This is a genomic window from Pseudoalteromonas fuliginea (genome assembly GCF_000690055.1).
Taxonomy (GTDB): Bacteria; Pseudomonadota; Gammaproteobacteria; order Enterobacterales; family Alteromonadaceae; genus Pseudoalteromonas; species Pseudoalteromonas fuliginea.
Genome location: NZ_JJNZ01000085.1, coordinates 1 through 8,144, shown reverse-complemented (window position 1 = coordinate 8,144; position 8,144 = coordinate 1). Strand labels below are relative to the sequence as shown.

Genomic DNA, 8,144 nt, shown 5'->3' with positions numbered 1-8,144 from the left:
TAAGCCATATGGCTTATAACCAATAAGTACACAGGGAGTGTGTGGAAGTCGATTTATATGTTATGCAACTAGTGCATAGCATCGTTATATTGCTCAGCAAGGCTCTCTTTTTGCCCTTCGTTAAGTGCTTTCCCCGCTAATTGAAACACTTCGTGTTCTTCTTCACTTAAATGATGATGTACCAAATGGTGCAGCTTTTTAGCTGTAACTAACCATGCAGACGAGCTCATTTCTGTATCTTCGAGTTGTTCAATTAATTCATCAATTTCGTGATGTTCAGCTACGCTGTGGCGTGCTTTTTCATGAGTTAAGTCATCAAACATAAGTGGGTTATAAAAGTAACGTTCTTCAAATTTTGCGTGATCTTCTAATTCTGTTTTTAGCTCATCCATTAACTTGTGGCGCTGCTCTGTGTCGCCGTGTGTTTGAATAAGCGCATCTACCAATTCTCGTTGTTTGTCATGGTCATGACGTAGTGCTTCAAAAATATTCATAATTAGTCCTTTTACAATTTATTTGCTTATAACACTAACTAGCAAACGAAATGCCAAATATTAAGTTATTGTATTTTAATGAATATATTTTAATTTTTTTATTCTTAGGCTGCTATCACTGTAAATTTTACATTTGCATGAATGCAATAATTTCAGGTTTTTGCGTAGTTCAATTATAAAAGTGAGTATAAATCCCTACAGAACCTTACAAATATTTACTGGTTGTTTATTTTATTGCAGTGATAAAGTAGCAGCGTTATTTAGGTACAACCTATATGTTACTCCCACATATAACATCAATCGGTATAAATGCAGGTAGCACGTTAACTTAATAGGATAGTTTAAGGATGAACATAAAAACCCCCATCGCCGCATTATTGCTGTGCGCTCTACTGAGTGCATGTAGTACTGCCTCGCGTTCTGACCCTAACTTATGCATTGAAAAAGCTGAAACGTTTGATCGGAATGGTGCTCAAACAAGCTCACAGGTTTATAATCAATGCATTAGCGCACAAATTAAAAAGGATGAAAAAAACGACACTTTTTTTGATACTATTGGTAAGTTCTTTTTTGAATTTTTTGTAATGGTGGTAAAAAAGTAAATAGGCTAACTTGCAGCTGTGATTTAAAGTAAATAAGTTGCGTAAAAATAGGATTGGTTATGAAGCAATTGTTGATAGCAATTTCACTTTTATTATTACTAAGCGCTTGTACGGCGAAGCCTTACGCAGGCTCGGCAAAATGTATGGAACAAGCAGATATTGCATACGAAACCGATACACGTAAAAATGAGACATTAGATAATGAATGCAAAGCTGCAAAAGTAAATACGCCTAATAAAGAGCTTGAGAATCATGGCTTGGTTGATAGAAGCCTTTTACAGCTAATCGTTAGCGTTTTAAATGGCGTATTTTAATAGTAAAAATATAATTAAATAAGGTATGTATGAGAGAAGAACTAAGAACAAAAATAATTACCGTATGCGATAAAAAAATAGCAGCTAAAGGCGAAAATGTGGGGCTTTCTTTTTATGCATTTTTTGCCAATAAAAACGACGACCCAGAGCTACTTATGGAGGCCGCTACTTGGTGGATACACACCCATAAATTAGATCATTTTGTAAAAGCACATAAAATTAAACAGATGGTTTTAGATGGACTTTAGTCAATAAACTGAGCAAGTACTTCTAGCTGTGTTTATTTAATCAACAACGACTTGGTTTCTTCCGTTTTCTTTTGCTTTATAAAGTAATTTATCTGCATGCTTAATAAGAACATCCAGTGTGCTTTTTAAAGGGCTACTTACAGAGGCTCCCACACTAAAAGTGATTTTTGTATCACTAGGAAGGTCTTTTATATTACTACAATGCTCGGTAAACCTAGTGGCGAGCTGGTCAAATATATTTCGAATAGCTAGTTCGTCAACTGAATTTAGTGCAAACAACCATTCTTCGCCGCCGTAGCGGCCAAACTGATGATCACCACTTAGTGTTTCTTTTACAGCTTTTGCAAAGGCAATAAGAACTAAATCTCCAGCATCGTGACCAAATTGGTCGTTAACTTTTTTAAAGTAGTCTAAGTCAACAATTGCTATCGTCATTTTACCTTCATCAAGCTTTGCTTCTGCTGCGCGCATTATTCCTCTACGATTAGGGCTATTTGTTAGATAATCTGTTAATGAAATATCGTGATATTTTTGACGTTGTCGAGACTGTTTGTAAAATAAAAAGAATGAAACAATAACTAAAATAAACGCAATAGCAGCGCTAAGTCGCCAAATTATTTTTTTTTGGTACTCTTCTTTTGCTTGCAGTTCACTAATGTCTTTTGCGTATTCTAGTTGTTGTATTTTTTCTTCTTGTTCTTTTACTTCAAACTTGACCTGCAGTGTTTTTATATTATTTTCACTGGTTGCTTCGTAGTGTTTTTTTGTATAAAGGAGCTTTTGTTCAATTGCTTCAAAAGCCTCGTCAGTATAGTTAAGGTGTCGCTTTAACTCATAGCGTTTACTTAGAAACTCGGCTTTATAAATGCTGCGGCTGAATTTATCTAATTTTAAAAATACCTCATCGTTTGCTTCATTTGCTTGATCAAGTAAATCTAGTTTTATATATATGTCAGCTAACAAAATGAGTGAAGCAAGTTGCATGTCGTAAATACCTGCAGAACGAGCGAGCTCAATGTTTTCTTTAGTTAAAGTTAAGGCTCTGTCGTAGTTTGCTTGTAAGTACTCAATACTGGCAATTGAGTATTGGGCAAAGGTTAGGCCTTTTTGCGCATTAACTTTTTTAAAATAAAATAATGCTTTGTTTAGATATATTAAGGCATCTTTAGGTTTTTCTATCTCAAGCAATACATTACTTAAACTCCAATATGCTTTTGCAGTAAAAAGCCCATCTTGCGTTTTTTCATATGCTTCAACCGCTTTCTTTGCATAATATACGGCTTTGTCTTTTTCATTTAGATAATTGTATGCATCGGCTATTTTTCTAAAAAAGTATCCTTGAGATGCTGAGTCGTCATCTTTTAATGCTAATTCTAGCCCCTCCAGTGCAACATTTAGGGTTTTTTTCAGTGCATCTGTATCGGTGTAATAGTAAGCAAGTGCTCGTAAAATAATGATTTTTTCTTTAGTCGAATACTGTTGCAAGCTCTCTTCTAATTTCGTGGCTAGTATTAGTGCTGGAGCTGGGTTTGGCTTTCTCGCTAAAGACTTCAGTTGTGATTCGAGAAATAATAAATGAACACTTTTTTTATTTGGTAACTCTTTGTTCTTTAAGTAATAAGACAAGTGTGTGTTTAACGCCTCGTATTTTTCTTGTCTAAAAAGTAGCTCCGCATACAAAGCGGCCGCTTCTAGATGAAGTTTTTCCCAATTTTGCTCTTTGCTTATTTTAAACGCCTGAGCGAGTTTGTCTTCATTTTGAAGATAGTCTATTTCATTTAGTTTTATGTTATTAATGAGAGCTTGAGCCGCTTGGTAATTTTGCGGATATGGCTCATCGTTAGCTGAGGCAAAATTACACAAAAGTAAAAACGAGACTAGAGCAATACACTTTGCCCATAAAGTATTATCTAAAATGTTTATTTGTATATTGCTAGTCATTTTAACCCTTTGATGACTTATTTTTATCAGTGAAATAATTTTGTTTACATTGTTTGTTAAGCTATTTCTTGAATCTATTTTTATATTTTTTTTTGAAAAAACTTAATCATAAACGATTTCAATTTAACTAATAAAAACCATAATTTGTATAATATAGCAGTTGTGGCCATATGCATTTATTAAAAATCAGCAGCTACTTCAAACTCTAATCGTTTAAGCGTAATTGGGTGAGTAAATGCTAAGTATTCTGCATGTAAATGTAATCTATCGGCTTTTTGTCCGTAATGTGTGTCGCCTATAATTGGCATGTTTAAACCTAAGCTGTGCGCACAATGCACTCTTAATTGATGAGTTCGCCCTGTTTTAGGGTATAACTGTAATCGGGTAATATTGTTATTACGCTCTAAAACCTGCCAGGTAGTAAGTGATGGCTTACCGTGTTTGTAACACACCATTTGGCGCGGTTTATCATCAAAGTCGAGCACTAAGGGTAAATCAATTACTCCGCTATCCTCAGCCACGTTACCATTAACTAATGCGACATAACGTTTATCTATGGTGCGTTCAATAAACTGCTTTTGCAGTGCTTTGTGCACGCGTTTATTAAGTGCAATCATCAATAACCCAGAAGTCGACATATCTAATCTGTGTACAATTAGTGGGCCTGATGCCTCTGGAAACTGCGTTTTGATTCGCATATAAACTGAGTCATCAATATTAACGCCAGGTACCGATAAAAACTCAGCGGGCTTATTTACCACAAGTAAGTCGTCATCTTTATAAACAATACTTAAATCTTTACCCTGAGCTGGGTTAATAAGTAGCGGGTTATCTTCAACATCTAAACCCTTTAGCATGTGCCCAAGTATTGGTTGGCATTTACTGTAACAAGAAGGGTAGTAGTTTTTATGCTGCCTAATTGCTGATTTAGGTGCTGCTCCCCACCAAAATTCAGCCATAGCAAGTGGCTTTAAGTCATGCTTATAGGCGTATTGTAATAATTTAGGCGCTGCACAATCGCCAGCACCCGAAGGAGGAGTGTGCTCAGGTAATGCTGCAAAAATAGCATTTAAGTCTGTAGTTTCACCATTTGCATTTAAAAATTGGTACTGTGCAAAGAGCTTTTTTTGTAAGCTTTTAGAAAGCGTTTTACGGCGTTTTTTTAAATGAGTAATTTCATCAGAAATATTGATGTGTGTTTGCTGCAGTGACTCGATTATATTTTGCCAATAGGCTTTAAGTACCAGCAGTTGCTTTTTTTCTACGATGCTTTGCCCTGCAAGCTTATTTTTTAACTGCTCAAAATCACTTTCGCTAAGTTCTAATTCACCTTCGGTACGTTGTATTTTTCGTTGCTGACGACCGGCTTGCATTACCGCCTGTTGGGCTAATAGCGCTTGCTGGTAGCTCTGTGTTGCATCATCAAGTTTGCTATTAACTTCAAGCAGTTGTTCGCTATTTTCTAACTGCTCAATTTGAGTATTAATATCGTTAATTATTTTACTTTGAGCCAAATAGGTATTGTCTTGAAGTTGCATGCTAGAAACAGGCGGCACAAAGCTAATATTACCTTTATCACCTTCAATTTGTCCCGAATAAGCACTTAAAAAGCCTAATTGTTGCTTAGCATTTTGCACCACTAAAACCCCAAACATTTTACCTGCGTTTTCTGCTTTTAAATGTGTTAACGTTTCAAGTTGTTGCTGTAATTGTTTAGTGGCTGCTACAGCTAATGGTTGCGGCTCGTAATAAAAAGGGAAAGTAAACTTTTCAGGAAGCGCGAGAGCATCAATATTTTGAGAAAATAATGTAAAGCAAGAAGCAGAATTTGACATAGAAGTAAGAGAAAAGCATTCAGTAAAATAATTGAGCGCATAATAACATATTCATAGTTAAGCCACTAAAAATCTCGCACCCGCATATTCATAAACACTTTAAAGCGGACATTCATGTTTTATGTATCAGTATGGGGGTGCAGCAAACCTAGTAGTAACGTTTGTTAGTAAAGTCTCAGTAGCAATATATCTATCATTATCAAAATATTTAAGCTTATCGATTCTCAATAATTGAGCGCATTTCGAAACGATGACTTACCTGATAGATCAGAGACGAAAAATCAATTTACAGAATAACTGAATATTTAGGAGTTCTATATTATGAGTCAAAATATCGCAAGTTTTATCACTAAAACCCTTGAACAAGCGGGCGTAAAACGTATTTGGGGAGTAACTGGCGATTCACTTAACGGCATTAGTGAAAGTCTGCGAAGAATGGGCACAATTGAATGGCTAGGTACGCGACATGAGGAAGTAGCCGCATTTGCAGCTGGTGGCGAAGCCCATTTATCAGGCGAGCTTGCGGTGTGTGCGGGTTCTTGCGGGCCGGGTAATCTTCATTTAATTAATGGCTTATTTGATTGTCAGCGTAATAATGTACCAGTATTAGCAATTGCCGCACATATTCCTTCATCTGAAATTGGCAGTAGTTATTTTCAAGAAACCCATCCGCAAGAATTATTTAAAGAATGCAGTGTGTATTGTGAAATGGTGTCGAGCCCTGAGCAAATGCCGTACCTGCTAGAAACAGCAATGCGACAAGCAATATTAAATAGAGGCGTGAGTGTACTTGTGCTACCTGGCGACATTGCATTAAAAGATATGCCTAAAGCTATTAAGCCAAAATGGAACGTGCCAAAACCAGCAACGTATACCCCCGCTTTATCTGATATTGAAGCAATGGCGACTCATCTTAATAGAAGTAAAAAAGTAACCTTATTGTGTGGTGCAGGTTGTAAGGATGCCCACGACGAAATTGTTGCGCTAGCCGAAAAATTACAAGCGCCAATTGTGCATGCCATGCGCGGTAAAGAATTTATTGAATACGATAATCCTTACGATGTTGGTATGACCGGATTTATTGGCTTTGCATCGGGCTATCATGCAATGCAAGAAGCCGATACGTTATTAATGATTGGTACTAGTTTTCCTTATCGTACTTTTTATCCCGAAAATACCACCATATTGCAAATTGATAATCAGGCTGCGTCACTTGGGCGACACGTGCAAATTGACTGTGGCGTGTTAGGGGATACTAAAAATTCAGTGACCACATTGCTTGATTATATTAAAGGTGAACGGACAAGTTCGCACTTACAAAAATGTGTTAAAAATTACAAAGAGTCTCGACAAGATCTTGATGAACTTGCCAGTGGCAAAACCTCGCAAAATTTAATTCATCCGCAATACCTAACACGTTTACTCAACGAGCAAGCGACTGACGATGCTGTTTTTACTTGTGATGTAGGTACGCCAACAGTGTGGGCTGCGCGTTATTTATCAATGAATGGTAAGCGTCGCTTAATTGGCTCGTTTAATCATGGCTCTATGGCAAATGCGATGTCGCAGGCAATGGGGGTTCAATCTGTTGATAGAGACCGCCAAGTCATTGCAATGTGTGGTGATGGTGGCTTTTCGATGTTAATGGGGGATTTAATCTCACTTAAGCAGCTTAATTTACCAATAAAGATTGTTGTTTATAATAATCGCTCACTTAGTTTTGTGGCTATGGAAATGAAAGCCAGTGGGTTTTTATCAAGCGATACCGATTTAGAAAACCCAAGCTTTGCTAACATTGCACAAGCCTGTGGCTTAAAAGGGATTCATGTGGACGACCCTGAAAAATTATCATCGGCAATGAACGAAATGATGGACCACTCAGGGCCTGTTGTTTTAGAAGTCGATACTGCAAAACAAGAGCTTTCAATGCCGCCGCAAATCAAATTAGAGCAAGCAAAAGGCTTTAGTGTTTACATGATGAAGGCGTTAATAAATGGAAAAGGCGATGAAGTTGTCGAACTGGGTAAAACTAATTGGTTACGTTAGTTAAGTTACTTCCCTATTGAGTATTTTGGCTCAATAGGGAAGTATGAAGCAATAATGTCCTCTATTATGTGCTTATTGCAAAGGTATGCCTTTCACGTAATGTAAAAAACGTCGGACATACTTTCTTAAATATTAATAAACCATAGTGCTTTCTTTTAACTTGTTGAACTAAAAGTAAAATAGCATGAGGTTTGTATAGAGTAGGTAATAGTAATAACCTATGAGGTCAATCAAGTGTTTGTAAAAGTAGGTATAGAGCGTTGATTAAAATTGAAGGCTTTTCTATAGCATGGCGATGGATTAGCGCATCCCATGGTAATTTTTCTAAAGATACACTAAATAAACTTATTCCGTTGAGCGAAGATCAAGCAAGAGCATTAATTGCTACTACACCTATTAACTTTCCGGTCGGAGCAAAAAGATTCGACTCCACACAAGGGAGTGAGTTAACACGCCAATGGTTAAAGGGCTTAGTAAATGATTCGCAAACAGTAACAATTTGTTGGGATCAAGAAACAGGATTAACCCTACCTTGGCTAATTTTTTGCAGTCACTGGGATGATTTTTGCTATCCATCAAGTGATGACATAAATCTGTATTTAACCTGAACTCTGGTTAAGAGATTTACTAAAAGATTGAATCATAGTGATATTTAAATTTATTT

The 8,144-nt window shown here is 36.6% G+C and carries 8 protein-coding genes; 5 read left to right on the top strand and 3 right to left on the bottom strand.

Annotation, left to right across the window (positions count from 1 at the left end; genetic code table 11):
- Positions 1-68: 68 nt before the first annotated feature.
- Positions 69-494, bottom strand: coding sequence for a hemerythrin domain-containing protein (locus DC53_RS02105; RefSeq protein ID WP_033031841.1), 426 nt, complete (start codon positions 492-494; stop codon positions 69-71).
- Between the two features lie 347 nt (positions 495-841).
- Here DC53_RS02105 and DC53_RS02110 point away from each other — a divergent pair, with 347 nt between their 5' ends.
- The 3 genes from DC53_RS02110 to DC53_RS02120 are packed head-to-tail and all read left to right on the top strand — an operon-like array spanning position 842 to position 1,658.
- A complete protein-coding gene (locus DC53_RS02110; protein WP_033031839.1) occupies positions 842-1,096 on the top strand; it encodes a hypothetical protein in 255 nt (84 codons plus the stop codon).
- A gap of 59 nt (positions 1,097-1,155) precedes the next feature.
- Positions 1,156-1,410, top strand: coding sequence for a hypothetical protein (locus tag DC53_RS02115; RefSeq protein WP_007377211.1), 255 nt, complete (start codon positions 1,156-1,158; stop codon positions 1,408-1,410).
- A gap of 29 nt (positions 1,411-1,439) precedes the next feature.
- Positions 1,440-1,658, top strand: a complete 219-nt coding sequence (locus DC53_RS02120; RefSeq protein ID WP_033031836.1) for a DUF6500 family protein — start codon at positions 1,440-1,442, stop codon at positions 1,656-1,658.
- Positions 1,659-1,694: 36 nt separating this feature from the next.
- On the opposite strand, the gene DC53_RS02125 is transcribed toward DC53_RS02120, so the two are convergent.
- On the bottom strand, positions 1,695-3,599 hold the full coding sequence (locus tag DC53_RS02125) for a tetratricopeptide repeat-containing diguanylate cyclase (protein ID WP_033031834.1): 1,905 nt from the start codon (positions 3,597-3,599) through the stop codon (positions 1,695-1,697).
- Between the two features lie 179 nt (positions 3,600-3,778).
- A complete protein-coding gene (locus tag DC53_RS02130) occupies positions 3,779-5,434 on the bottom strand; it encodes an RluA family pseudouridine synthase (protein WP_033031832.1) in 1,656 nt (551 codons plus the stop codon).
- 321 nt (positions 5,435-5,755) lie between these two features.
- Between DC53_RS02130 and poxB the strand changes: the two genes are divergently transcribed.
- The gene (gene poxB / locus DC53_RS02135) at positions 5,756-7,480 is read left to right on the top strand and encodes a ubiquinone-dependent pyruvate dehydrogenase (RefSeq protein WP_033031830.1); all 1,725 of its coding nucleotides are present in this window, start codon (positions 5,756-5,758) and stop codon (positions 7,478-7,480) included.
- Positions 7,481-7,740: 260 nt separating this feature from the next.
- On the top strand, positions 7,741-8,088 hold the full coding sequence (locus DC53_RS02140) for a hypothetical protein (RefSeq protein ID WP_033031828.1): 348 nt from the start codon (positions 7,741-7,743) through the stop codon (positions 8,086-8,088).
- Positions 8,089-8,144: the final 56 nt, after the last annotated feature.

Coding starts and splice junctions, on each gene's coding strand:
- DC53_RS02105 (WP_033031841.1), bottom strand. CDS start 494: ATGAATATTTTTGAAGCACTACGTCATGACCATGACAAACAACGAGAA.
- poxB (WP_033031830.1), top strand. CDS start 5,756: ATGAGTCAAAATATCGCAAGTTTTATCACTAAAACCCTTGAACAAGCG.
- DC53_RS02110 (WP_033031839.1), top strand. CDS start 842: ATGAACATAAAAACCCCCATCGCCGCATTATTGCTGTGCGCTCTACTG.
- DC53_RS02120 (WP_033031836.1), top strand. CDS start 1,440: ATGAGAGAAGAACTAAGAACAAAAATAATTACCGTATGCGATAAAAAA.
- DC53_RS02130 (WP_033031832.1), bottom strand. CDS start 5,434: ATGTCAAATTCTGCTTCTTGCTTTACATTATTTTCTCAAAATATTGAT.
- DC53_RS02115 (WP_007377211.1), top strand. CDS start 1,156: ATGAAGCAATTGTTGATAGCAATTTCACTTTTATTATTACTAAGCGCT.
- DC53_RS02125 (WP_033031834.1), bottom strand. CDS start 3,599: ATGACTAGCAATATACAAATAAACATTTTAGATAATACTTTATGGGCA.